This is a genomic window from Pseudomonas sp. BNK-7 (assembly GCF_048072025.1).
GTDB lineage: Bacteria > Pseudomonadota > Gammaproteobacteria > Pseudomonadales > Pseudomonadaceae > Aquipseudomonas > Aquipseudomonas danubii.
Genome location: NZ_CP182252.1, coordinates 2,984,311 through 3,007,486 on the forward strand (window position 1 = coordinate 2,984,311; position 23,176 = coordinate 3,007,486).

The 23,176-nt window shown below is 59.9% G+C and carries 20 protein-coding genes and 2 pseudogenes; 17 read left to right on the top strand and 5 right to left on the bottom strand.

Annotated features, from left to right (window positions below):
• The first annotated feature begins 5 nt into the window (after positions 1 to 5).
• The 9 genes from ACMGF8_RS13905 (at position 6) to ACMGF8_RS13945 (ending at position 12,090) form a co-directional block, all read left to right on the top strand.
• Entirely contained in the window at positions 6 to 710 is a 705-nt protein-coding gene (locus tag ACMGF8_RS13905) for a succinate dehydrogenase iron-sulfur subunit (RefSeq protein ID WP_011060051.1), read from the top strand.
• A 263-nt stretch (positions 711 to 973) separates the two neighbouring features.
• On the top strand, positions 974 to 3,805 hold the full coding sequence (locus ACMGF8_RS13910) for a 2-oxoglutarate dehydrogenase E1 component (protein WP_207167271.1): 2,832 nt from the start codon (positions 974 to 976) through the stop codon (positions 3,803 to 3,805).
• Positions 3,806 to 3,847: 42 nt separating this feature from the next.
• Positions 3,848 to 5,068, top strand: coding sequence for a 2-oxoglutarate dehydrogenase complex dihydrolipoyllysine-residue succinyltransferase (gene odhB / locus ACMGF8_RS13915; protein WP_060838189.1), 1,221 nt, complete (start codon positions 3,848 to 3,850; stop codon positions 5,066 to 5,068).
• A 103-nt stretch (positions 5,069 to 5,171) separates the two neighbouring features.
• Positions 5,172 to 6,608: a dihydrolipoyl dehydrogenase gene (lpdA, locus tag ACMGF8_RS13920; RefSeq protein ID WP_102863968.1), complete on the top strand. Its 1,437-nt coding sequence runs from the start codon at positions 5,172 to 5,174 to the stop codon at positions 6,606 to 6,608.
• A 229-nt stretch (positions 6,609 to 6,837) separates the two neighbouring features.
• Positions 6,838 to 8,004, top strand: a complete 1,167-nt coding sequence (gene sucC / locus ACMGF8_RS13925) for an ADP-forming succinate--CoA ligase subunit beta (protein WP_009047768.1) — start codon at positions 6,838 to 6,840, stop codon at positions 8,002 to 8,004.
• Entirely contained in the window at positions 8,004 to 8,885 is an 882-nt protein-coding gene (gene sucD, locus ACMGF8_RS13930; RefSeq protein WP_068587916.1) for a succinate--CoA ligase subunit alpha, read from the top strand. The genes sucC and sucD overlap by 1 nt, the downstream gene beginning before the upstream one ends.
• Positions 8,886 to 9,347: 462 nt before the next feature.
• A complete protein-coding gene (brnQ, locus tag ACMGF8_RS13935; protein ID WP_115581880.1) occupies positions 9,348 to 10,661 on the top strand; it encodes a branched-chain amino acid transport system II carrier protein in 1,314 nt (437 codons plus the stop codon).
• 169 nt (positions 10,662 to 10,830) lie between these two features.
• Positions 10,831 to 11,568 carry a DUF599 domain-containing protein gene (locus ACMGF8_RS13940; protein ID WP_102863966.1) on the top strand — a complete coding sequence of 246 codons (738 nt, stop codon included), beginning with the start codon at positions 10,831 to 10,833 and terminating at the stop codon, positions 11,566 to 11,568.
• 51 nt (positions 11,569 to 11,619) lie between these two features.
• Positions 11,620 to 12,090, top strand: a complete 471-nt coding sequence (locus ACMGF8_RS13945; RefSeq protein WP_207167272.1) for a hypothetical protein — start codon at positions 11,620 to 11,622, stop codon at positions 12,088 to 12,090.
• Between the two features lie 115 nt (positions 12,091 to 12,205).
• On the opposite strand, the gene ACMGF8_RS13950 is transcribed toward ACMGF8_RS13945, so the two are convergent.
• Complete coding sequence (locus ACMGF8_RS13950) at positions 12,206 to 12,457, bottom strand: hypothetical protein (protein ID WP_016968094.1); 252 nt, start codon at positions 12,455 to 12,457, stop codon at positions 12,206 to 12,208.
• 158 nt (positions 12,458 to 12,615) lie between these two features.
• Between ACMGF8_RS13950 and ACMGF8_RS13955 the strand changes: the two genes are divergently transcribed.
• From ACMGF8_RS13955 to ACMGF8_RS13970, 4 genes and pseudogenes are all read left to right on the top strand, one after another.
• Positions 12,616 to 13,092 carry a PaaI family thioesterase gene (locus ACMGF8_RS13955; protein ID WP_102863964.1) on the top strand — a complete coding sequence of 159 codons (477 nt, stop codon included), beginning with the start codon at positions 12,616 to 12,618 and terminating at the stop codon, positions 13,090 to 13,092.
• Positions 13,089 to 13,541, top strand: coding sequence for a PaaI family thioesterase (locus ACMGF8_RS13960; protein ID WP_115581881.1), 453 nt, complete (start codon positions 13,089 to 13,091; stop codon positions 13,539 to 13,541). The genes ACMGF8_RS13955 and ACMGF8_RS13960 overlap by 4 nt, the downstream gene beginning before the upstream one ends.
• 90 nt (positions 13,542 to 13,631) lie before the next feature.
• On the top strand, positions 13,632 to 15,536 hold the full coding sequence (gene htpG, locus ACMGF8_RS13965; RefSeq protein WP_102864108.1) for a molecular chaperone HtpG: 1,905 nt from the start codon (positions 13,632 to 13,634) through the stop codon (positions 15,534 to 15,536).
• Positions 15,537 to 15,607: 71 nt separating this feature from the next.
• Positions 15,608 to 16,337 (top strand): annotated as a pseudogene (locus ACMGF8_RS13970) (dienelactone hydrolase family protein).
• A gap of 100 nt (positions 16,338 to 16,437) precedes the next feature.
• Here ACMGF8_RS13970 and ACMGF8_RS13975 read toward each other — a convergent pair.
• Entirely contained in the window at positions 16,438 to 17,310 is an 873-nt protein-coding gene (locus ACMGF8_RS13975; protein ID WP_416759951.1) for a pirin family protein, read from the bottom strand.
• 62 nt (positions 17,311 to 17,372) lie between these two features.
• Entirely contained in the window at positions 17,373 to 17,789 is a 417-nt protein-coding gene (locus tag ACMGF8_RS13980) for an OsmC family protein (protein WP_102863960.1), read from the bottom strand.
• Positions 17,790 to 17,982: 193 nt separating this feature from the next.
• Between ACMGF8_RS13980 and ACMGF8_RS13985 the strand changes: the two genes are divergently transcribed.
• The 4 genes and pseudogenes from ACMGF8_RS13985 (at position 17,983) to ACMGF8_RS14000 (ending at position 21,262) form a co-directional block, all read left to right on the top strand.
• A complete protein-coding gene (locus ACMGF8_RS13985; protein ID WP_305948218.1) occupies positions 17,983 to 18,960 on the top strand; it encodes an amidohydrolase family protein in 978 nt (325 codons plus the stop codon).
• 72 nt (positions 18,961 to 19,032) lie between these two features.
• Positions 19,033 to 19,497, top strand: coding sequence for a DUF3859 domain-containing protein (locus ACMGF8_RS13990; protein WP_102863958.1), 465 nt, complete (start codon positions 19,033 to 19,035; stop codon positions 19,495 to 19,497).
• A gap of 139 nt (positions 19,498 to 19,636) precedes the next feature.
• Positions 19,637 to 20,407, top strand: a pseudogene (locus ACMGF8_RS13995) (MCP four helix bundle domain-containing protein); the annotation flags it as partial.
• Positions 20,399 to 21,262, top strand: coding sequence for a methyl-accepting chemotaxis protein (locus ACMGF8_RS14000; protein WP_375538615.1), 864 nt, complete (start codon positions 20,399 to 20,401; stop codon positions 21,260 to 21,262). The pseudogene ACMGF8_RS13995 and the gene ACMGF8_RS14000, both read left to right, overlap by 9 nt.
• A 120-nt stretch (positions 21,263 to 21,382) precedes the next feature.
• On the opposite strand, the gene fabB is transcribed toward ACMGF8_RS14000, so the two are convergent.
• Together fabB and fabA are read right to left on the bottom strand one after the other, a co-directional pair.
• Positions 21,383 to 22,603 (bottom strand): beta-ketoacyl-ACP synthase I, encoded by a 1,221-nt coding sequence (fabB, locus tag ACMGF8_RS14005; RefSeq protein ID WP_047302756.1) that lies wholly within the window; start codon positions 22,601 to 22,603, stop codon positions 21,383 to 21,385.
• Positions 22,604 to 22,614: 11 nt separating this feature from the next.
• A complete protein-coding gene (gene fabA, locus ACMGF8_RS14010) occupies positions 22,615 to 23,130 on the bottom strand; it encodes a 3-hydroxyacyl-[acyl-carrier-protein] dehydratase FabA (RefSeq protein ID WP_011060067.1) in 516 nt (171 codons plus the stop codon).
• Positions 23,131 to 23,176: the final 46 nt, after the last annotated feature.

Sequence of the window (23,176 nt, forward strand, 5' to 3'; positions counted from 1 at the left end):
TCGATATGTTGCAAGTTGAAGTTTATCGTTACAACCCTGACACCGACTCGGCTCCGAAAACCCAGGTTTTCCAGGTCGACACTGGTGGCAAGGACTTGATGGTGCTGGACGTGCTGGCGCTGATCAAAGAGCAGGACGAGGGTTTCTCCTATCGTCGTTCCTGCCGTGAAGGCGTTTGCGGTTCCGATGGCATGAACATCAACGGCAAGAACGGCCTGGCGTGCATCACGCCGCTGTCCGCCGTGGTCAAGAAGAACAAGCTGGTTGTTCGTCCGCTGCCAGGTCTGCCGGTTATCCGTGACCTGGTCGTCGATATGAGCATCTTCTACAAGCAATACGAGAAGGTGAAGCCATTCCTGCAGAACGACACGCCGGCTCCGGCCATCGAGCGTCTGCAGTCCCCGGAAGAGCGCGAAAAGCTCGACGGTCTGTACGAGTGCATCCTGTGCGCTTGCTGCTCGACCTCTTGCCCGTCCTTCTGGTGGAACCCGGACAAGTTCCTGGGGCCGGCTGCTCTGCTGCAAGCCTATCGCTTCCTGGCAGACAGCCGTGACACCAAGACATCCGAGCGTCTGGCTTCCCTGGACGACCCGTTCAGCGTATTCCGCTGCCGGGGGATCATGAACTGCGTCAACGTTTGTCCGAAGGGCCTGAACCCGACTAAGGCCATCGGTCACATTCGTAACATGTTGCTGCAGAGTGGCGTGTGATTCAGCTGTTGTACCCGTAGGACCGCTGTACCCGTAAAAGCCAAGGCGCGGGCTTCAACCCGCGTCATGGCTCTAACCTGAGCAGCAGCTCACAAAGTGGCTGCTTTTATTTTTGAAGAAATGAGACAAGCAGGGGCATCCGGGCTGGTACCCGGACTATCAGCGTGATCCTAAGTGGCTTGTTTTGGTCGCTGCATTCGGACTTCTGCAAGCTTGCTCGGTGTCTTCGCCGGTGGTGTTCCCCTAACCGAGGGTGACCAAGCATGCAAGAAAGCGTGATGCAGCGCATGTGGAACAGCGCCTACCTATCCGGTAGTAACGCTGCCTATGTGGAAGAGCTCTACGAGCTCTACCTGCACGACCCTAACGCTGTGCCAGAAGAGTGGCGCACTTACTTTCAGAAGTTGCCTACCGACGGCAGCACTGCCATCGATGTTTCGCACTCGACAATCCGCGATCATTTCGTCTTGCTGGCAAAGAACCAGCGCCGCGCCCAACCGGTATCCGCCGGCAGCGTGAGCAGTGAGCACGAGAAGAAGCAAGTTGAAGTGCTGCGATTGATCCAGGCCTATCGGATGCGTGGCCACCAGGCAGCCCAGCTGGACCCGCTGGGGCTGTGGCAGCGTCCTGCACCTGCAGACCTGTCGATCAATCATTACGGCTTGACCAATGCCGATCTTGATACGACCTTCCGTGCCGGCGACCTGTTCATCGGCAAAGAGGAAGCGAGCCTACGCGAAATTCACGAAGCGTTGCAGCAGACATATTGCCGCACCATCGGCGCTGAATTCACGCACATCACCGATTCCGAACAGCGTCAGTGGTTCCAGCAGCGTCTGGAAAGCGTACGCGGCCGTCCGACCTATTCCGCCGACATCAAGAGCCACTTGCTCGAGCGCGTCACCGCCGGCGAAGGCCTGGAAAAATACCTGGGTACCAAATACCCGGGCACCAAGCGTTTCGGTCTGGAAGGTGGTGAAAGCCTGATTCCAATGCTCGACGAGCTGATCCAGCGTTCCGGTTCCTACGGCACCAAGGAAGTCGTGATCGGCATGGCTCACCGTGGCCGTCTCAACGTGCTGGTCAACACCTTCGGCAAGAACCCGCGCGAGCTGTTCGACGAGTTCGAAGGCAAGAAGAAGGTCGAGCTGGGCTCCGGTGACGTTAAGTATCACCAGGGCTTCTCGTCCAACGTGATGACCGCCGGCGGCGAAGTTCACCTGGCCATGGCGTTCAACCCGTCCCACCTGGAAATCGTTTCTCCAGTGGTCGAGGGTTCGGTGCGCGCCCGTCAGGATCGTCGCAACGACCAGACCGGCGACAAGGTTCTGCCGATCTCGATCCACGGTGACGCGGCGTTTGCCGGTCAGGGCGTGGTGATGGAAACCTTCCAGATGTCCCAGACCCGCGGTTTCCGCACCGGCGGCACTGTGCACATCGTGATCAACAACCAGGTAGGTTTCACCATCAGCAACCCGCTGGACTCGCGCTCCACCGAGTACGCTACCGACGTTGCGAAGATGATCCAGGCGCCGATTCTCCATGTGAATGGTGATGATCCGGAAGCCGTGTTGTTCGTGACCCAGCTGGCCATTGACTACCGCATGCAGTACAAGCGCGACGTGGTGATCGACCTGGTCTGCTACCGTCGTCGCGGCCACAACGAGGCCGACGAGCCAAGCGGCACCCAGCCACTGATGTATCAGCAGATCATCAAGCAGCGCACCACCCGTGAGCTGTATGCCGATCGCCTGATCCAGAGCGGTGTGCTCGACGCAGAGCGTGTTCAGGCGAAAGTCGATGAGTACCGCAATGCGCTGGACAACGGTCTGCACGTAGTGAAGAGCCTGGTCAAGGAACCGAACAAAGAGTTGTTCGTGGACTGGCGTCCATACCTGGGCCACACCTGGACCGCACGTCACGACACCACCTTCGATCTCAAGACCCTGCAGGAACTGTCCGCCAAGTTGCTGGAGCTGCCGGAAGGCTTCGTGGTTCAGCGTCAGGTTGCGAAGATCTACGAAGACCGTCAGAAGATGCAAGCCGGCGGCCTGCCGATCAACTGGGGTTACGCTGAAACCATGGCGTACGCGACCCTGGCGTTCGAAGGTCACCCGATCCGCATGACCGGCCAGGACATCGGCCGCGGCACCTTCTCGCACCGCCACGCCGTTCTGCACAACCAGAAAGATGCCAGCACTTATGTGCCGCTCAAGCATCTGTTCGAAGGGCAGCCGCGCTTTGACCTGTACGACTCCTTCCTGTCGGAAGAGGCGGTACTGGCATTCGAATACGGCTACTCGACCACCACGCCGAACGCGCTGGTGATCTGGGAAGCCCAGTTCGGCGACTTCGCCAACGGTGCACAAGTGGTGATCGACCAGTTCATCACCAGCGGCGAGCACAAGTGGGGCCGTCTCTGCGGTCTGACCATGCTGCTGCCGCACGGTTACGAAGGTCAGGGCCCTGAGCACTCCTCGGCGCGTCTGGAGCGTTACCTGCAACTGTGTGCCGAGCACAACATTCAGGTGTGCATGCCGACCACTCCGGCACAGATCTACCACTTGCTGCGCCGTCAGGTGATCCGCCCTCTGCGCAAACCGCTGGTGGTTCTGACTCCGAAGTCGCTGCTGCGCCACAAGCTGGCCATCTCGACTCTGGAAGATCTGGCCGAAGGTTCGTTCCAGACCGTGATTCCGGAAATCGACGTACTGGACCCGAAAAAGGTCGAGCGCCTGATTCTGTGTAGCGGCAAGGTCTACTACGACCTGTTGGAAAAACGCCGTGCCGAAGGTCGTGAAGACATCGCCGTCGTGCGTATTGAGCAGCTGTACCCGTTCCCTGAGGACGATCTGAACGAAGTCCTGGCTCCGTACACCAACCTCAAGCATGTGGTTTGGTGTCAGGAAGAGCCGATGAACCAGGGCGCCTGGTACTGCAGCCAGCACCATATGCGTCGCATCGTAGGCAATCACGACAAGTCGCTCGTACTCGAGTACGCGGGCCGTGACGCCTCTGCTGCGCCTGCTTGTGGCTACGCGTCGATGCACGCCGAGCAGCAGGAAAAACTGCTGCAAGATGCCTTCACTGTTTAACGCCTTCGCGCACCTGAAACCGAATTTAAGGAACCACTGATAATGGCTATCGAGATCAAAGCCCCCACTTTCCCGGAATCGGTTGCCGATGGCACCGTTGCCACCTGGCACAAGCAACCGGGCGAAGCCGTCAAGCGCGACGAGCTGATCGTCGACATCGAGACCGACAAGGTTGTGCTGGAAGTGCTGGCCACCGCTGACGGCGTGCTGGGCGCTATCGTCAAGAACGAAGGCGACACCGTTCTGTCCGACGAGGTTCTGGGCTCCATCGTTGAAGGCGGTGCCGCTACCGCTGCTCCTGCTGCCGCCGCTCCGGCCGCTGCCGCTGCTGCCCCGGCTGCCGCTGACGGCGAAGACGATCCAATCGCCGCTCCTGCCGCGCGCAAGCTGGCTGAAGAAAACGGCATCAACATCGCTTCCGTTGCCGGTACCGGCAAAGGCGGTCGTGTGACCAAGGAAGACGTGGTGGCTGCCGTTGCCGCCAAGAAAGCCGCTCCGGCTGCCGCGCCTGCCAAGGCTCCGGCTCCAGCCGCTGCTGCTCCAGTCTTCGCTGCCGGCGATCGCGTCGAGAAGCGCGTACCTATGACCCGTCTGCGTGCCAAGGTTGCCGAGCGTCTGGTTGAAGCCCAGTCGAACATGGCCATGCTGACCACCTTCAACGAAGTCGACATGACCGAAGTCATGGCTCTGCGTTCGAAGTACAAAGACCTGTTCGAGAAGTCCCACAATGGCGTGCGCCTGGGCTTCATGTCGTTCTTCGTCAAGGCCGCCACCGAAGCGCTGAAGCGCTTCCCTGCGGTCAACGCTTCGATCGACGGTTCCGACATCGTCTACCACGGCTACGCCGACATCGGTGTTGCGGTGTCCAGCGACCGTGGCCTGGTGGTTCCGGTTCTGCGTAACGCCGAGTTGATGAGCCTGGCCGAAATCGAAGGCGGCATCGCCACCTTCGGCAAGAAGGCCCGCGACGGCAAGCTGTCGATGGAAGAGATGACCGGTGGTACTTTCACCATCACCAACGGTGGTACTTTCGGTTCGATGATGTCGACCCCGATCGTCAACCCACCGCAAGCCGCTATCCTGGGCATGCATAACATCCTGCAACGTCCTATGGCGATCAACGGCCAGGTAGTAATCCGTCCGATGATGTACCTGGCGCTGTCCTACGATCACCGTCTGATCGACGGTAAAGAAGCTGTGACGTTCCTGGTGACCATCAAGAACCTGCTGGAAGACCCGGCGCGTCTGCTCCTGGACATCTAAAAAGCAGTTGCAAGCTGCAAGCGACAAGTTCCGAGCCCTTAAGGCAAGGGACTTCAAGCTTGCGGCTTGCGGCTTCTAGCTTGCCGTTAAAAGGAACCTTTTTATGACTCAGAAATTCGACGTAGTAGTGATTGGCGCGGGCCCAGGCGGTTATGTAGCTGCAATCAAGGCAGCACAGCTTGGTCTGACGACTGCTTGCATCGAGAAGTACACCGATAAAGAGGGCAAGCTGGCCCTCGGCGGTACTTGCCTGAACGTCGGTTGCATTCCTTCCAAGGCGCTGCTGGACAGCTCCTGGAAATTCCATGAGGCCCAGGACGGTTTCGCCATCCACGGTATCAGCCACGCTGGCGTGACCATGGACGTACCGGCCATGGTCGGTCGCAAGGCCAACATCGTCAAAGGCCTGACCAGCGGTGTTGCCACCCTGTTCAAAGCCAACGGCGTCACTTCGATCCAAGGCCACGGCAAACTGCTGGCCGGCAAGAAAGTCGAAGTCACCAAGCCGGACGGTTCGGTTGAAGTCATCGAAGCTGAAAACGTGATCCTGGCCCCAGGTTCGCGTCCAATCGACATTCCACCGGCCCCGGTCGATCAGAATGTCATCGTCGACTCCACCGGTGCCCTGGAATTCCAGGCCGTACCAAAACGTCTGGGCGTGATCGGCGCTGGCGTTATTGGTCTGGAACTGGGCTCGGTCTGGTCGCGTCTGGGCGCGCAAGTGACTGTCCTGGAAGCCCTGGATACCTTCCTGATGGCAGCTGACACCGCTGTTTCCAAGGAAGCGCTGAAAACCCTGACCAAGCAGGGTCTGGACATCAAGCTGGGCGCTCGCGTGACCGGCTCCAAGGTCAACGGCGAAGAAGTCGTGGTGACCTACACCGACGCCAACGGCGAACAGACCATCACTTTCGACAAGCTGATTGTCGCCGTTGGTCGCCGTCCGGTGACCACCGATCTTCTGGCTGCCGACTGCGGCGTAACCCTCGACGAGCGCGGTTTCGTGCACGTTGACGATCACTGCGCTACTACCGTACCGGGCGTCTACGCCATTGGTGACGTGGTGCGCGGCATGATGCTGGCTCACAAGGCCTCGGAAGAGGGCATCATGGTTGCCGAGCGCATCAAGGGCCACAAGGCCCAGATGAACTATGACCTGATCCCTTCGGTTATTTATACTCACCCGGAAATTGCATGGGTCGGTAAAACCGAGCAGGCCTTGAAAGCTGAAGGCGTTGAAGTTAACGTCGGCACCTTTCCGTTTGCCGCCAGCGGCCGTGCCATGGCAGCCAACGACACCGGTGGTTTCGTCAAAGTCATCGCCGATGCCAAGACTGACCGCGTATTGGGCGTCCACGTGATTGGCCCAAGCGCTGCGGAACTGGTTCAGCAAGGTGCAATCGGCATGGAATTCGGCACCAGCGCCGAAGACCTGGGCATGATGGTTTTCTCTCATCCGACCCTGTCCGAAGCCCTGCACGAAGCAGCTCTGGCTGTGAATGGCACTGCCATCCACATTGCCAACCGCAAGAAACGCTAAGCAATAATAAGAAACCACGGCGGTTGGCCCGTCGTGAGCCTTGTGCGCAAGACTCACCGCGGAATATCCGCTGGACTCGACCTCTTGAGGTAGCGCCACACACTGGACCGGGGCCCAGGCTCCGGGTTCAGGTGTGGCGCTGGTTTGAGAGTAGCGGTCACAGGTGGTGCGGCACTCAATCTTGAGCGCAGCGCCGAATGCGCAGTACCTAACGAAGACGGTAAAAAGCATGAATCTTCACGAGTATCAGGGTAAGCAGCTGTTCGCTGAATACGGCCTGCCAGTATCCAAAGGCTACGCGGTAGACACCCCGGAAGAAGCAGCAGAAGCTTGCGACAAAATCGGCGGCTCCGAGTGGGTTGTCAAAGCCCAGGTTCACGCCGGTGGTCGCGGTAAAGCGGGCGGCGTTAAGCTGGTTCGCAGCAAAGAAGACGCTAAGGCATTCGCTCAGCAGTGGTTGGGCAAGCGTCTGGTGACCTATCAGACTGACGCCAATGGCCAGCCTGTCACCAAGATCCTGGTTGAATCGTGCACTGATATCGCTAAAGAGCTGTACCTGGGCGCTGTCGTTGACCGTTCGAGCCGTCGCATCGTGTTCATGGCTTCCACCGAAGGTGGCGTGGACATCGAGAAAATCGCTCACGACACTCCAGAAAAAATTCTGAAAGCCACTATCGACCCACTGGTTGGCGCTCAGCCATTCCAGGGTCGCGAGCTGGCTTTCCAGCTGGGTCTGGAAGGCAAGCAAGTTGCCCAGTTCGCCAAGATCTTCGTGGGTCTGGCCAAACTGTTCCAGGATCACGATCTGGCCCTGCTGGAAGTGAACCCGCTGGTGATCAAGGCTGACGGCGATCTGCACTGCCTGGACGCCAAGATCAACATCGACGCCAACGCCATGTACCGTCAGCCTAAGCTGAAGACCTTCCACGATCCGTCGCAGGACGATCCGCGCGAAGCGCACGCTGCCAAGTTCGAACTGAACTACGTAGCCCTGGAAGGCAACATCGGCTGCATGGTCAACGGTGCCGGCCTGGCCATGGGTACCATGGACATCGTCAACCTGCACGGCGGTAAGCCAGCCAACTTCCTCGACGTGGGCGGCGGTGCTACCAAAGAGCGCGTGACCGAAGCTTTCAAGATCATCCTGTCCGACACCAACGTCGCAGCAGTACTGGTCAACATCTTCGGCGGCATCGTTCGCTGCGACATGATTGCCGAAGGCATCATCGGCGCTGTGAAAGAAGTCGGCGTGAAAATCCCGGTTGTTGTTCGCCTTGAAGGCAACAACGCTGAACTGGGCGCTAAAGTACTGGCAGAAAGCGGCTTGAACATCATCGCTGCTACCAGCCTGACCGACGCTGCTCAACAAGTTGTCAAAGCTGCGGAGGGCAAATAATGAGCGTCCTGATCAATAAAGACACCAAAGTTATCTGCCAGGGTATTACCGGTTCGCAAGGTAGTTTCCACACCCAGCAAGCCATCGAATACGGCACCCAGATGGTGGGTGGCGTAACTCCTGGCAAAGGCGGCACCGAGCACCTGGGCCTGCCAGTGTTCAACACCGTGAAAGACGCTGTAGCTGCCACTGGCGCCACCGCCAGCGTGATCTACGTTCCGGCTCCTTTCTGCAAGGACTCGATCCTGGAAGCAGCTTTCGGCGGCATCAAGCTGATCGTCTGCATCACCGAAGGCATTCCTACCCTGGACATGCTGGACGCTAAAGTTAAGTGCGACGAGCTGGGTGTTACCCTGATCGGCCCTAACTGCCCAGGCGTGATCACTCCAGGCGAATGCAAGATCGGCATCATGCCAGGTCACATTCACTTGCCAGGCAAGGTCGGTATCGTTTCCCGTTCCGGCACCCTGACTTACGAAGCCGTTAAGCAGACCACTGACGCCGGTTTCGGTCAGTCCACCTGCGTCGGCATCGGTGGTGACCCGATCCCAGGCTCCAACTTCATCGACATCCTGAAGCTGTTCCAGGAAGACCCGAAGACCGAAGCGATCGTGATGATCGGCGAGATCGGCGGTTCGGCTGAAGAAGAAGCGGCTGCCTACATCAAGGCTCACGTGACCAAGCCGGTTGTTTCCTACATCGCTGGTGTGACTGCTCCTCCGGGCAAGCGCATGGGCCATGCTGGCGCAATCATCTCTGGCGGCAAAGGCACTGCAGACGAGAAATTCGCTGCGCTGCAAGACGCAGGCGTGAAAACCGTGCGTTCGCTGGCAGACATCGGCAAGGCCCTGGCCGAGCTGACCGGTTGGGCTGTCAAGTAAGCCTCGCGCTTAACTGACGCTTCAACCACAAAGGCCACCTTCGGGTGGCCTTTGTGCTTTCTGCCGTAGGAGCCGGCTTGCTGGGAAGAGGCCTTCAGTTCAGTTGCTGCCTTGGGGGAGGGCTTCGCTGGCAAGCCAGCTCCTATACAAGCCGCGCTGACCTAATTCGGCTTCTATAGGCTTCGGCTCCCAGCATGCTGGCTGGTGTGCGGGGATGGGATTAAGCCCGATGGAAATATAATTTCGAAAATGCGACATCCCAATGTCGCATATCAGAAAATTCTCATTGCGCCGGTGCGTTCGTCTTGCAGATTCGGTAGGCTAGCCGCCTCTTTTTGCGTCTGCTGCCCACAAGGTAACTGCGCGCTAAACGGGTCAGTCTTATACGGATTGACAGCATTTCCCTCACCCATAAGGGAAATCCCTCTCTAAATTCCGATTCAGTAGTGTGGTATTTCCTTAATGAAAGTGTTGAAAGGCCAGGACATTCTGGCACTCGGCTTCATGACTTTTGCCCTGTTCGTTGGGGCTGGCAACATCATCTTTCCTCCTATCGTCGGTTTGCAGTCCGGACCCCATGTCTGGATGGCGGCGCTAGGTTTTCTGATCACGGCGGTCGGCCTGCCAGTGATCACCGTGGTTGCCCTGGCCAAGGTCGGTGGCGCCATGGATGCCCTGAGCAGCCCCATCGGTAAAGTCGCTGGCGGTCTGTTGGCGGCGGTCTGCTACCTTGCGGTTGGCCCGCTGTTCGCCACGCCGCGCACGGCCACTGTGTCCTTTGAAGTGGGCCTGGCGCCACTGACTGGCGAGAGCCCGCTGGCGCTGTTCCTCTACAGCTCGGCCTACTTCCTGCTGGTGTTCTTCATCTCCCTGTATCCGGGCCGCTTGTTGGATACCGTTGGCCGTTTCCTGGCGCCGTTGAAGATCATCGCGCTGGCGGTTCTGGGTATTGCAGCGGTCGCGCTGCCAGCGGGTACTGTTGGCGAGGCCACGCCCGAATATGTGGCAGCGCCGTTTTCTCAAGGTTTCATCAATGGTTACCTGACCATGGATACCTTGGGCGCTCTGGTGTTCGGTATCGTTATCGTCAACGCCATTCGCTCGCGAGGAGTCGAGTCGCCTCGACTGATCACCCGTTACGCGGTGATCGCCGGTCTGATCGCCGGGGTTGGTCTGGCCCTGGTTTATATCAGCCTGTTCCGTCTCGGTTCGGGCAGCCATGAAGTGGCCGCCGGTGCCACCAATGGCGCTGCGGTGCTGCATGCCTATGTCCAACACACCTTTGGCTCCCTGGGCAGCGGCTTCCTCGCGGTACTGATCTCCCTGGCTTGCCTGGTGACCGCTGTGGGCCTGACCTGTGCCTGCGCCGAGTATTTCAGCCGCGTAACACCGTTGTCCTATAAGACTCTGGTGGTGATCCTCGCGGTCTTCTCGCTGTTGGTGTCGAACCTTGGCCTGACCAAGCTGATCGCCTTCTCGATCCCGGTACTGACCGCCATTTATCCACCGTGCATTGCCCTGGTGGCCCTGAGCTTCTGCAAGGACTTCTGGCGGGACCAGCGGCGTATCGTTGGCCCGGTGATGCTGGTGTCTTTCGTGTTCGGTCTGATCGATGCGCTCAAGGGGGCCGGCCTGGCCGATGGTTTGCCTAGCCAGCTGGCCCACTTGCCGTTGAGCGAGCAAGGCCTGGCCTGGCTGGTGCCTTCGGTGATCGTCCTGGCGGTTGCGGTGGTTTTCGACCGTATTCTGGGCAAGCCGGCCCAAGCCCTGGCTTGATCTGCCGCTGATGGCTCTGGATCGCCACAAGCGATCCATGAGCGCCAAGGAAAATGCCTCGTATCCATCGATACGGGGCATTTTTTATGGGGCTTGGGCGGTGTCTTTTTCCTCGGCGTGGCGTCGAAGCAGTGTCCTTGTCTTTTGCCAACGCCTTACAGGAATTTGCATGTCGTTTGTCCAAGCCAACCTGATTCATCTACTGGCCGCTCTGTGGTTCGTCGTCTGCTGGGGCGGCTATACCCGCTATGCCACCTGGAAGGGCCGGGACACGGCATGCCTGGCCAGTGTCCTGCACCTGTACCGCGAGGACTGGATGCGTCGCATGCTGCTGCGGGACAACCGTATCGCCGACGCCAGTGTGATCGGCAACCTGGAGCGCAACGCTTCGTTCTTCGCTTCCAGTACCCTGATCATCCTGGCAGGCATCCTCACAGTGCTCGGTGCATCGGAGCGCGCGGTGTCGCTGCTGGCGGACATTCCGCTGGTGCAGCAGGCGTCCCAGGGCATGTCGGAGATCAAGTTGCTGTGCCTGGCGCTGGTGTTCGTATATGCCTTTTTCACCTTCAGCTGGTGCATGCGCCAGTACAACTTTGCGGCGGTGCTGGTGGGGTCGGCGCCGATGATCGGCGAGCGACATGTCTCCGAACAGGAGCGCAAGGCGTTTGCTTTGCGGGCAGCCCGGGTGATTTCCATGGCGGCCAACCAGTTCAACTTCGGGCTGCGTTCCTACTATTTCGGCATGACCATGCTGGCCTGGTTCGTCAGCCCCTGGTTGTTCATGCTGATGAGTGCAGGCGTGGTGTTCGTCCTGTACCGGCGGGAGTTTCATTCCGACGTACTTGACGTCATGGTCTATACCCCGACTGAACAGCCTTTGGCCGATAGCTCCAAAGACGCAGTCTGAGCGGGGAGGGCTGATCGATTGATCTGTTGCCCGGTTAAAAGGAGTTGGCCAATGAGTAAGCTGCGTGCCCTGATGTGCCTGTGCCTTTCATTCATTTTGTTGTCCGGTTGCCGGGTGCAAACCCTGTATCTGAATGGCGACGCCCGTGGCCAGGTGGTGGATGCATTGAGCGGCATGCCGATCGCCGGAGCCAGGGGCACCTTGTGTGGGGCGCAGTTCCTGACTGGCGAGGACGGACGCTTCCAGGTCGAGCAGGCAACCGACTGGGAGCTGGTGATGGTGCTGGCTGGCCGCGCGCCCCAGGACACCCCGCACCCTTGCTACATGAGTATCACCGCGGTCGATTACCAGACTCGCCAGTGGTTGGCACCCTTTACCGCCCACTACGACTTTCCCATCAGGCTATTGCCCGTATCCAGTTCCTTGCGCTATGGGTTGGAGACTTCAGCCAGTGGAGTGTCTGGACACCCGTTGCAGGCAGAGCCGCTCCAGAATGAGTTGTTCCTGGAATCAGGGTATTGAGCGTCAGTGCTTAGTTATCTATTCGACAACTAAATACCGTTGTATTGAGCTGTTGTTTTGCAGACAAGAAAAAGCCCGCACTTGGCGGGCTTTTTGGTGTTGCGCTAAAACCGACTTAGTTGGTTTTAGGTGCTGCTTCCTTGGCGCTTTCTTCAGCAGCGGCCTTGTTGGATTCAGCCTGATCTTTGGCGGCTTCGGCGTTTTCTTTCGCTGCCTCGTTCACTTTATCCTGAGCTTCGTTCATTTTTTGTTGAGCTTGCTCAGCATGTTGGTTGGCATCTTGAGCTTTGTCCTCGGATTTTTTGTCGCAGGCAGCCAGACCGAGGGAAGCGGTCAGCATCAGGGCAATAGCTAAAGTCTTACGCATGGGGTGTTTCTCCTTAGTGAAGATATCTACTGGCCTTTCGATCATGGCCTTGTGATTTAAGTTCCTTGAGGCTCACAGATATATTAAGTATTCGTTTCACGGAACTTTTGTCTGCTTCATTCAATGCACATTCCTGACAATAACAAGAGGCATAAGCCATGGTGCAGAACCCAATTTTCGAGCGTGCGACGCGCTTTCTTTCCGCTCTGCGCCACTGTCAGGTGCTGGATATCAGGGTACACAGCGCCTCGGTGGAAGGCATGACTCTGACCTTGCCCTACAGCCCGCAGATTGTCGGTGACCCGCAAACCGGGATCATTCATGGCGGCGCCTTGACCACGCTGATGGACAGCGCCTGCGGCATGGCCACGCTTTGTGTGCTGCCGGAGTTCGAAGTGTGTCCGACCCTGGACCTGCGCATAGACTATATGCATCCGGCGATGCCTCATCACGACGTGCACGGCTTTGCCCAGTGTTACCGGGTCACCACTGACGTGATCTTCACCCGTGGCTTTGCCTATCAGGACGATCCCGAACGCCCCGTGGCCCACGTGGTCGGAACCTTCATGCGCATGGGCAAGGGGCTCAAGGGCAGTCGTGGGTTCGCCGGCTCCATCAAGGGAGAGCGGGCATGAGCGTGGGTCTTGCAGGGTTGTTGGAGCAGGCTCGTCAGCAGGGCGATTACGCTGCGTTGCTGGAGCAGATTCCCTACGCCAGACTGATCGGCATCGAGTGCACGCCGCTGGGGGATGAGCTGCTGTTTCGCCTGCCGGCCAATAAGGACAATATCGGCAATCCTCTGCTGCCGGCCCTGCACGGTGGGGTGATTGCCGGTTTCATGGAGCTGGCGGCAGCCTTGCATTTGCTGATTCTCACCGGCTCGCCCGGCGTGCCGAAGATCATCGATTTTTCCCTCGACTACCTGCGTGCCGGACAGTTTCGTGACACCTTCGCTCGCTGCCAGGTGTGGCGGCAGGGGAGGAGAGTGGCCAACGTCGCCATCACGGCCTGGCAGAGCACCGCCGACGAGCCAATTGCTACCGCCCGGGCACATTTCAAGATTGAAGAGAGTCTCGCCCCTTGAAATCCAGTCAGCTACCCCCACTTCCATGTCATCCCGCCGCTCTCCGCTTCCGGAGCGCGACCACAGCCATCTGATTGGAGTTTGATGACCATGAGTGTGGAAACTCAAAAGGAAACCCTGGGCTTCCAGACCGAGGTGAAGCAACTGCTGCACCTCATGATCCATTCGTTGTATTCCAACAAGGAAATCTTCCTTCGCGAATTGATCTCGAACGCCTCTGACGCCGTCGACAAATTGCGTTTCGAAGCCCTGTCCAAGCCCGAGTTGCTGGAAGGTGGCGCCGAACTGAAAATCCGTGTGAGCTTCGACAAGGACGCGAAAACCGTCACCCTCGAAGACAACGGTATCGGCATGAGCCGTGAAGATGTCATCACTCACCTGGGGACCATCGCCAAGTCCGGCACTGCTGATTTCATGAAGAACCTCACCGGCGACCAGAAGAAGGACTCGCACCTGATCGGTCAGTTCGGCGTGGGTTTCTACTCCGCGTTCATCGTTGCCGACCAGGTTGAAGTGTTCAGCCGTCGTGCCGGCCTGCCGGCCAGCGAAGGCGTGCACTGGTCGTCCAAGGGCGAAGGCGAGTTCGAAGTGGCGACCCTCGACAAGGCCGAGCGCGGTACCCGCATCGTCCTGCACCTCAAATCCGGTGAAGACGAGTTCGCCGATGGCTGGCGCCTGCGCAACATCATCAAGAAGTACTCCGACCACATCGCGCTGCCGATCGAGTTGCCCAAAGAAGCCGCTGCCGCCGAAGGCGAAGAGAAACCGGCGTTGGAGTGGGAAACCGTCAACCGCGCCAGTGCCCTGTGGACCCGTCCGCGTACCGAGATCAAGGACGAGGAATACCAGGAGTTCTACAAGCACATCGCCCATGACTTCGAGAACCCGCTGAGCTGGAGCCACAACAAGGTCGAAGGCAAGCTGGAGTACAGCTCGCTGCTCTACGTGCCGGCCCGTGCACCGTTCGATCTGTACCAGCGTGAAGCGCCGAAGGGCCTCAAGCTGTACGTACAGCGCGTGTTCGTCATGGATCAGGCTGAGTCCTTCCTGCCGCTGTACCTGCGCTTCATCAAGGGCGTGGTGGATTCCAACGACCTGTCGCTGAACGTCTCGCGGGAAATCCTGCAGAAAGACCCGATCATCGACTCGATGAAATCGGCACTGACCAAGCGCGTCCTCGACATGCTGGAAAAACTGGCGAAGAACGAGCCAGAGCAATACAAGGGCTTCTGGAAGAACTTTGGCCAGGTGATGAAGGAAGGCCCGGCCGAAGACTTCGCCAACAAGGAAAAGATCGCCGGCCTGCTGCGCTTCGCGTCCACTCAGGGCGACGACGGCGAGCAGAACGTGTCCCTGGCCGACTACCTGGCTCGCGCCAAGGAAGGTCAGGACAAGATCTACTTCCTCACCGGCGAATCCTACGCTCAGGTGAAGAACAGCCCGCATCTGGAAGTCTTCCGCAAGAAAGGCATCGAAGTGCTGCTGCTCACCGACCGTATCGACGAGTGGCTGATGAGCTACCTCAACGAATTCGACGGCAAGAGCTTTGTCGATGTGGCGCGTGGTGACCTGGACCTGGGCAACCTGGACTCGGAAGAGGACAAGAAGGCTGCCGAGGAAGTCGCCAAGACCAAGGAAGGCCTGGTGGAGCGGATCAAGACCGCCCTGGGCGAGAGCGTCAGCGAAGTTCGGGTTTCCCACCGCCTGACCGACTCCCCGGCGATCCTGGCCATCGGCGAGCAGGACCTGGGGCTGCAAATGCGCCAGATCCTTGAAGCCAGCGGGCAGAAGGTTCCGGATTCCAAGCCGATCTTCGAGTTCAACCCGACTCACCCGCTGATCGAGAAACTCGACGGTGAGCAGAGCGAAGAGCGCTTTGGCGACCTGTCGCACATCCTCTTCGATCAGGCGGCCCTGGCGGCCGGTGACAGCTTGAAAGACCCGGCGGCCTATGTGCGCCGACTGAACAAGCTGCTGGTTGAACTGTCGGTTTAACCACGTTGCAAGAAAAACCCGCTTCGGCGGGTTTTTTCATTCTGGTGTTCCTCTACTGGAGAAGCTGAGTCATGAGTCAAATCACAGTGCGTTCCGTGGTCTATCAGATCGATGGCCAGCCCTATGAAGGTCGACTGGCCTTCGATGCCGCCCATCAAGGCGTCGCGCCCGGGGTTGCTGATGGCGCCGAACTGGATGGGCGTCAGCGCCGGCGCGGAGAAGATCGCCGAGGCGGTGGCGGCCAAGGGCTACGTGGTACTGATCGCTGATCTGTATGGCCAGTCGCTGCGTCCCAGCGATGCCAGTGAGGCCGGGGCCGCGATGATGCCGCTCAAGGATGACCGGGCGTTGTTGCGCAAGCGCATGCAGGCGGCCTTTGCGGCCTTGCAGAGTCAGGGCGAAGCAGCGGTGGACACTTCCAGGCTGGCCACCTTCGGTTTCTGCTTTGGTGGCTGCTGCGCCCTGGAGCTGGCCCGCAGTGGCGCGCCAGTGAAGGCGGCGGTGTCGTTTCACGGCACCCTGGACACCCCCACCCCTAGCGACGCGAACAATATCAAGGGTTCGGTACTGGTACTGCACGGTGCGGCGGACCCGTTAGTGGCCAAGGAGCAACTGCCGGCCTTCGAGGCGGAAATGGATGCGGCGGGTGTGGACTGGCAACTGGTCAGCTATGGCGGTGCGGTGCATTCCTTCACCGATACCCACGCCAATGTACCGGGCAAGATGATGTACGACGCCAAGACCTCGGCGCGGGCCTTCGCCACCATGCATTACCTGCTGGACGAAGTTTTCCGCGGCTGACCTGTCGCCCCTGATTCCTGAGCTGGCTTGCCAGCGAAGGCGTCAGTGAGAGCAACGCCAGACTCACGGGCCTGTTCGCCGGCAAGCCGGCTCCTAGCGATCAGTGGCGGGCGGGTGGCAATTCGATGCGCTCGCTTTCTCCCGGCACCTGCGGCCAATCACCGGCCGCCCAGCGTTGGCGCGCCTCCTCGATACGCGCCGGATCGCTGGCCACGAAGTTCCAATTGATCCGGCGCGGACCGTCCAGGGGCGCGCCGCCGATCAGCACTGCGTGACAATCGCTTTCGGCGAACAGCGTGGCGTTCTCCCCCTCCGGCAATACCACTAGCGCGTGCACGGGCAAAGGCTCGCCGTCCAGTTGTGCCGCGCCGCCCAGTACATACAGCGCGCGCTGCGGGTGCTCGGTGGGAATCAGCAGGCTGGTGGCGGTCTGCAGTCGCAGTTCGGCGTACAGGGTGGGGGAGAGTACCGGCACCGGCGATTCCAGGCAGAAGCCGCTGCCGGCGATCATGCGGATGCTCACCCCCAGGTTGTCGCTCACCGGCAGGCTGCTGGCCGGGTGATGGCTGTAATGCCCCGGGCCTTGCTCCTGCTCTTGGGGCGAGGCCAGCCAGACCTGCAGGCCGTGCATGGCGAACCCCTGGGCCAGCAAGGGGGCTGGCGTGCGTTCGACATGGGCGATGGCGCTGCCGGCGGTCATCCAGCTGACGTCTCCGGCCTCCACGATCTGGTCGGAGCCCAGGCTGTCCTTGTGCTGGATCTGCCCGGCGAACAGGTAGGTCAAGGTGGACAGGCCGATATGCGGATGTTGGCGGATATTCATGCCCTTGCCCGGCGGGTAGCGGGTTTCCAGCATATGGTCGAAGAACACGAAAGGCCCGACACTGCGGCACTGGGCCGAAGGCAGGGGGCGCAGGATGGGCTGGCCTTCAACGTCCTCGGCACGGGGACGGATCACGAGGGGTGAGTTCATGGCGGATTCCAGGCTGATCGGGTTATGCCCGGGAGCATAACCCGCGTGTGCCAGCCTTGCCGCTATTGGCTGAAGGCGCCTTCGGACAGGTGAGTCTCGATGCTGACTTCGCTGGTGGTCATCAGCTTGTGGATCGGGCAACGGTCGGCCACCCGGTGCAACTCCTCACGCTGGGCGTCGGTGAGCACGCCCTTGAGGGTCAGCTTTACATGCAGGGCGTATTTGCCTTGCGGCTCCTGGCTGTTGTCGTGCTTGAGCTCCACCGTGACCCCGGTCAGCGGGATGTTCTTCTTCTGCGCATAGAGCTTCAGGGTCAGGGCCTTGCAGGCCCCCAGGGCGGCATCGAAGTAGTCATGGGGCTCGGGGGCGGTGCCTTCGCCACCGGCGTACTGGGGCAGGTCGGTGAACAACTGGTGGTCATCCACCTGGATGCTGTGGCGGAAACCTTCGCTGGACTCGGTATTGACGGTAATGGTCATGGCAAACCTCAGGCAGTGATGAATATCGGATCAGGCTGTAAAGGTGCTGAAGTTATAGAGCATGGGGAGCCACAGGCGTTCCCCTTTTTTCTGAACCTGCTGCTGGGGTGCAGGGTCTACCCGGCTGCAACCCTTTGGAGACGCTGCGGTGTACTGGAATCATTTATACGGAACCTGCCTCGCAGCGTTGCTGATGCTGCTGCCCGGCGTGGCGGCCCAGGCACGGGATTACCGCTACAGCGATGCTCACTTGCATTACGTGGACTTCTTCCAGGAATCCGCGGGCATGGATGCGTTGCTCGAGGCCATGGCTGACAACCGTATTGAACAGGTGATGATTTCCGGAATTCCGGTGGCCAAGAAATGGCACGAGGATGAACCCAAGCGTCCACGCTATTACGCCGGTGATGATGCTGATGCCTATTGGTACAGCGCCACCGACGTGCTGGTGGCGGCTGCGGTTAAGCAACTGCCCCCTGAGCAGCGTCAGCGTTTTCATCCCTTCCTGTCCGGTTTCAATCCCAATGACAAGAACTCCGCGGCGCATATCCAGCGCATGCTCGACCTTGATCCTGGGCTGTGGCAGGGCATCGGTGAGGTCTTCACCCGCCATGACGACCTCACGGCCTTGACTGCCGGAGACACGCCACGGGCCAACAACGAGGCGATGACCAAGGTCTATCACCTGGCGGCGGAGAACGACCTGCCGGTCATGCTGCATTCCAACATCACCTCCAAGCGCGAACGCAACCCGCTGTACCTGGCAGAAATCGAAGCGCCGCTGCGCAATCACCCCCATACGCGCTTTATCTGGGCCCACGCTGGCACCAGCGCCGAGATCCATCGTCACCAGACCCGCCTGGAATTCTTGCTGCCGACCCTGACGCGGCTGCTGGAGAGCTACCCCAATCTTTACATCGACCTGTCCTGGAGCCTGCTCACGCCCTATCTGCTGGATGAGCAGGGCAACCCCAGCCAGGCCTGGCTGCAGTTGGTGGAGCGCTTCCCGGAGCGCTTCATGCTCGGTTCGGATGTGGTCGGGCGCTTCAACAAGCTGGGGCGCGAGCTGCACAGCTTCGATGTCTTCCTCGATGCCTTGCCGGAGGAGGTGGCGCGCAAGGTGGCCCATGACAATTTCCTCGCCATCCTTCCCGCCAAAAGTCGCCCCTAGCAGGCCCCAGTCTGTCATCAGCCTGTCACGCCTGCTTCATAAGCTCGCGCCATCTCAATCAAGGAGCGCGATATGCACCTCACTCGTTTAAGCGCATTGGCAGCGCTGATGATCTTCACTGGCCTGGCCAGTGCCGAAGTCCGTGTTGAAGGACCGGTGGAATACGGCGTGTTCGAAGGGCCCAAGGCCGAGCTGCAATCGGGGGAGCGGGTGCTGCGCCGCAGCAACGAGAAGATCCAGCAAACCTCGGTGGTGCCCGCCAAGCTGGGGACCAAGTTCGGTATGCGTTACCAGTTGCTGGGCAAGGTGGCCGAGGATCAGCCCCTGACTCTGCTCTACCTGACTCCGGGCATCCGTACCCCGGACGGGGCGCGCCACGACAAGTTCGAGATCACCCAGAAACTGGTACCCAATGCACCTCAGGATGTGATGGCCTACGAATTCACGGAGAACCATGAAGTGGTGCCCGGCGAATGGCACTTCATGGTCTTTCAGGGTGACCGTTTGTTGGCAGAACAGCGATTTTCTGTGCGCTGAATCGTTTTACGCCCAAGTATTGGAGTGCTAGGGCGTTTTGATATCACGTTTTTGTCTTACGCAATTTTCCAACGGCCCGATACCGTCTAAGAGCACCCTGCTGCAAGTTCTTGCAGCGCTCTAGGAAGGAGCCAGAGGAATGAGCCTTAGAAGTCTCAATATCGCGCCGCGCGCAGGCCTGGGTTTCGGCTTGCTGGCGCTGATGGTGTTTGCCCTCGGGGCATTCGCCCTGATGCAGATGGCCAATATGCGCCAGCAGTCCGATGAAGTGGAAAGCAACTGGCTGCCCAGCGTCATGTTCGTCGGTGACATGAGTCAGGACCTGCTGCGCATCCGTGCCCTGACCCTGCGTCTGCTGATCAATCGCGACCCGCAAGCGCTTGTCCAGAACGAAAAGAAGATCAACGACATCAAGACTGGCCTGGGGGTTGCCCAGGGGCGCTATGAGTCATTGATCGTGCTGCCCCAGGAACGGGTCCTGTTCGATCGTTTCAAGGCCATTGAGAAGCAGTACCTGCAGCGCCAGGCCCAGGTCATGGCCTTTTCCAGCCAGAACCAGCTGGAAGAGGCGATCAAGGTGGTCAATGGCGAAATGAATCAATTGGCCGATGAAATGGCGGCGACCCTGCATGAACTGGTCGAGTTGAACAAGCAGAGCGCGACCCAGGCCACGGACCTGGCCCAGGCCGTGTTCAGCAAGTCGCGGGTCTGGGTGGTGGGCATGATCGCGGTGGCGGCGCTGGTGACCATTGGCCTGGCATTGTTGCTGACCCGCAGCATCGTCCTGCCCCTGGCCCAGTCCCTGAGTGTCGCCGAGGTGGTGGCCGGCGGCGACCTGACGGGTGACATCACGGTGGTTGGCAAGGATGAGCCGGCGCGTCTGTTGCAGGCGCTCAAGGCCATGCAGCACAGCCTGCGGGAAACCATCCGGCGCATTTCCGACTCTTCCAGCCAGTTGGCCTCCGCCTCGGAAGAGCTCAGTTGCGTGACCGAGGATGCGACCCGGGGCCTGCATCAGCAGAGCCTGGAAATCGAGCAGGCGGCCACTGCGGTGAATCAGATGACCGCCGCGGTGGAGGAGGTGGCCAGCAATGCCGTGGCCACCTCCGAAGCCTCTCGGGAGTCGGACCGGATCGCCCAGCATGGGCGTGAGCAGGTGCATCAGACGGTGCTCTCCATCGAGTTGCTGGCCGAGGATGTGACGACCAATGCCAGCCAGGTGGAAGAGCTGGCACAGAAGGTCTATGGCATCAGCAAGGTGCTGGATGTGATTCGCTCCATCGCCGAACAGACCAACCTGCTGGCACTGAACGCGGCCATCGAGGCTGCGCGAGCCGGGGATGCCGGGCGCGGGTTTGCCGTGGTGGCGGATGAGGTGCGGGCCCTGGCCCATCGGACTCAGCAGTCGACCCAGGAAATCGAGCAGATGATTGGCGGGATCCAGCAAGGCACCGACCAGGCGGTCAGTTCCATGCAGCACAGCAACAGCCGGGCCCGCTCGACCCTGGAAGTGGCCAAGGCGGCAGGTCAGGCGCTGGAGGAAATCGCTTCGGCCTTCACCCTGATCAACGAGCGCAATATCGTGATTGCCAGTGCCTCGGAGCAGCAGGCCGCGGTGGCGCGGGAAGTGGATCGCAATCTGATGAACATCCGCGATCTGGCGCTGCAGACCTCGGCGGGGGCCAACCAGACCAGCGCCGCCAGCCAGGAGCTGTCGCGGCTGGCGGTGGATCTGAACACCATGGTGGCGCGCTTCTCGGTGTGAGGCGCTTTCGCTGGCAAGCAGGCTCGTGCAGGTTGCTTGGGCGTCGGCTTACCGGCGAACGCCAGGCGAAAAAAAGCCCCGAACCAGTCGGGGCTTTTTCATTCGGCGAAGCGGCGGGGCTTACTTGCCCTGCCAGCGTTTCAGCACCAGGGTAGCGTTGGTGCCACCGAAGCCGAAGCTGTTGCTCATCACGGTGTTGATGGTGGCGTCTTCGCGAGTCTTGGTCAGGATCGGCATGTCGGCCACTTCCGGGTCCAGCTCGTCGATGTTGGCCGAACCGGCCATGAAGTTGCCTTCCATCATCAGCATGCAGTAGATCGCTTCATGAACGCCGGCGGCGCCCAGGGAGTGACCCGACAGGCTCTTGGTGGAGCTGATGGCTGGAGCTTTGTCGCCGAACACTTCACGCACGCCCTTCATCTCGGCAACGTCGCCGACCGGAGTCGAGGTGCCGTGGGTGTTCAGGTAGTCGATCGGTGCGTCGACGGTGGACATGGCCATCTGCATGCAGCGGATTGCGCCTTCGCCGCTTGGAGCCACCATGTCGTAGCCATCGGAAGTGGCGCCGTAGCCGACGATTTCCGCGTAGATCTTCGCGCCACGGGCCAGAGCGTGTTCCAGCTCCTCGACCACCACCATGCCGCCACCGCCGGCGATGACGAAACCGTCACGCTTGGCGTCGTAGGCGCGGGAGGCTTTTTCCGGGGTTTCGTTGTACTGGGTGGACAGGGCGCCCATGGCGTCGAACAGGAACGACTGGGTCCAGTGCTCTTCTTCACCGCCGCCGGCGAAGACGATGTCCTGCTTGCCCATCTGGATCTGTTCCATGGCGGTACCGATGCAGTGAGCACTGGTGGCGCAGGCAGAAGCGATGGAGTAGTTCAGGCCCTTGATCTTGAACGGCGTGGCCAGGCAGGCGGAAACGGTGCTGCTCATGGTCCGCGTTACACGGTACGGGCCAACGCGCTTGACGCCTTTCTCGCGCAGGATGTCCAGTGCTTCCATCTGGTTCAGGGTCGAAGCGCCGCCGGAGCCGGCGATCAGGCCGGTGCGGGGGTTGGACACTTGCTCTTCGCTCAGGCCGGAGTCGGCGATGGCGTCTTTCATGGCCAGGTAGGCGTAAGCCGCTGCGTGGCCGACGAAGCGATAGATCTTGCGATCGATCAGTTCTTCAAGATTCAGGTCAATGGAGCCGGAAACCTGGCTACGCAGACCCATTTCGGCATATTCCGGGTTGAAGCGGATGCCAGGGCGACTTGCACGCAGGTTAGCGGAGACGGTCTCTTTGTCATTGCCCAGGCACGAAACAATGCCCAGACCAGTGATAACGACGCGGCGCATGCGGATAACCCTTAGAAGTTGTCAGTTGAGGTAAACACGCCGACCCGGAGGCCTTCGGCGGTATAGATTTCGCGGCCGTCAACGCTGACCGAACCATCGGCGATGGCCATGTTCAGCTTGCCCTTGAGCACGCGCTTGATGTGAATGTTATAGGTGACTTTTTTCGCGGTCGGCAGTACCTGGCCGAAGAATTTCACTTCCCCCGAACCCAGGGCGCGGCCGCGGCCCGGCAGGCCTTGCCAGCCGAGGAAAAAACCGACCAGTTGCCACATGGCATCCAGGCCCAGGCAGCCCGGCATCACCGGATCGCCCTCGAAGTGGCAAGCGAAGAACCACAGGTCTGGAGTGATATCCAGCTCAGCGACCAATTCACCTTTACCGTACTTGCCACCCTCTTCGCTGATATGGGTGATGCGATCCACCATCAGCATGTTGGGGGCGGGCAGTTGCGCGTTACCTGGGCCGAACAGCTCACCGCGACTGCAGCGCAGCAGGTCTTCCCGAGTAAAGGCGTTTTGTTTGGTCATGCGAGCTCCTCAATAGTCCCGTGCGGCAGGGTTGGGCAATCTTCCC

Excerpts from the sequence above, each read along its gene's own strand:
- fabA (WP_011060067.1), bottom strand. The coding sequence starts at position 23,130 with ATGACCAAACAAAACGCCTTTACTCGGGAAGACCTGCTGCGCTGCAGT.
- ACMGF8_RS13985 (WP_305948218.1), top strand. The coding sequence starts at position 17,983 with ATGCTGCTGCCCGGCGTGGCGGCCCAGGCACGGGATTACCGCTACAGC.
- odhB (WP_060838189.1), top strand. The coding sequence starts at position 3,848 with ATGGCTATCGAGATCAAAGCCCCCACTTTCCCGGAATCGGTTGCCGAT.
- ACMGF8_RS13945 (WP_207167272.1), top strand. The coding sequence starts at position 11,620 with ATGAGTAAGCTGCGTGCCCTGATGTGCCTGTGCCTTTCATTCATTTTG.
- ACMGF8_RS13980 (WP_102863960.1), bottom strand. The coding sequence starts at position 17,789 with ATGACCATTACCGTCAATACCGAGTCCAGCGAAGGTTTCCGCCACAGC.
- ACMGF8_RS13960 (WP_115581881.1), top strand. The coding sequence starts at position 13,089 with ATGAGCGTGGGTCTTGCAGGGTTGTTGGAGCAGGCTCGTCAGCAGGGC.
- ACMGF8_RS13905 (WP_011060051.1), top strand. The coding sequence starts at position 6 with ATGTTGCAAGTTGAAGTTTATCGTTACAACCCTGACACCGACTCGGCT.
- ACMGF8_RS13975 (WP_416759951.1), bottom strand. The coding sequence starts at position 17,310 with ATGAACTCACCCCTCGTGATCCGTCCCCGTGCCGAGGACGTTGAAGGC.
- ACMGF8_RS13990 (WP_102863958.1), top strand. The coding sequence starts at position 19,033 with ATGCACCTCACTCGTTTAAGCGCATTGGCAGCGCTGATGATCTTCACT.
- sucD (WP_068587916.1), top strand. The coding sequence starts at position 8,004 with ATGAGCGTCCTGATCAATAAAGACACCAAAGTTATCTGCCAGGGTATT.
- sucC (WP_009047768.1), top strand. The coding sequence starts at position 6,838 with ATGAATCTTCACGAGTATCAGGGTAAGCAGCTGTTCGCTGAATACGGC.
- ACMGF8_RS13910 (WP_207167271.1), top strand. The coding sequence starts at position 974 with ATGCAAGAAAGCGTGATGCAGCGCATGTGGAACAGCGCCTACCTATCC.
- lpdA (WP_102863968.1), top strand. The coding sequence starts at position 5,172 with ATGACTCAGAAATTCGACGTAGTAGTGATTGGCGCGGGCCCAGGCGGT.
- fabB (WP_047302756.1), bottom strand. The coding sequence starts at position 22,603 with ATGCGCCGCGTCGTTATCACTGGTCTGGGCATTGTTTCGTGCCTGGGC.
- htpG (WP_102864108.1), top strand. The coding sequence starts at position 13,632 with ATGAGTGTGGAAACTCAAAAGGAAACCCTGGGCTTCCAGACCGAGGTG.
- brnQ (WP_115581880.1), top strand. The coding sequence starts at position 9,348 with ATGAAAGTGTTGAAAGGCCAGGACATTCTGGCACTCGGCTTCATGACT.
- ACMGF8_RS14000 (WP_375538615.1), top strand. The coding sequence starts at position 20,399 with ATGCAGCACAGCCTGCGGGAAACCATCCGGCGCATTTCCGACTCTTCC.
- ACMGF8_RS13950 (WP_016968094.1), bottom strand. The coding sequence starts at position 12,457 with ATGCGTAAGACTTTAGCTATTGCCCTGATGCTGACCGCTTCCCTCGGT.
- ACMGF8_RS13940 (WP_102863966.1), top strand. The coding sequence starts at position 10,831 with ATGTCGTTTGTCCAAGCCAACCTGATTCATCTACTGGCCGCTCTGTGG.
- ACMGF8_RS13955 (WP_102863964.1), top strand. The coding sequence starts at position 12,616 with ATGGTGCAGAACCCAATTTTCGAGCGTGCGACGCGCTTTCTTTCCGCT.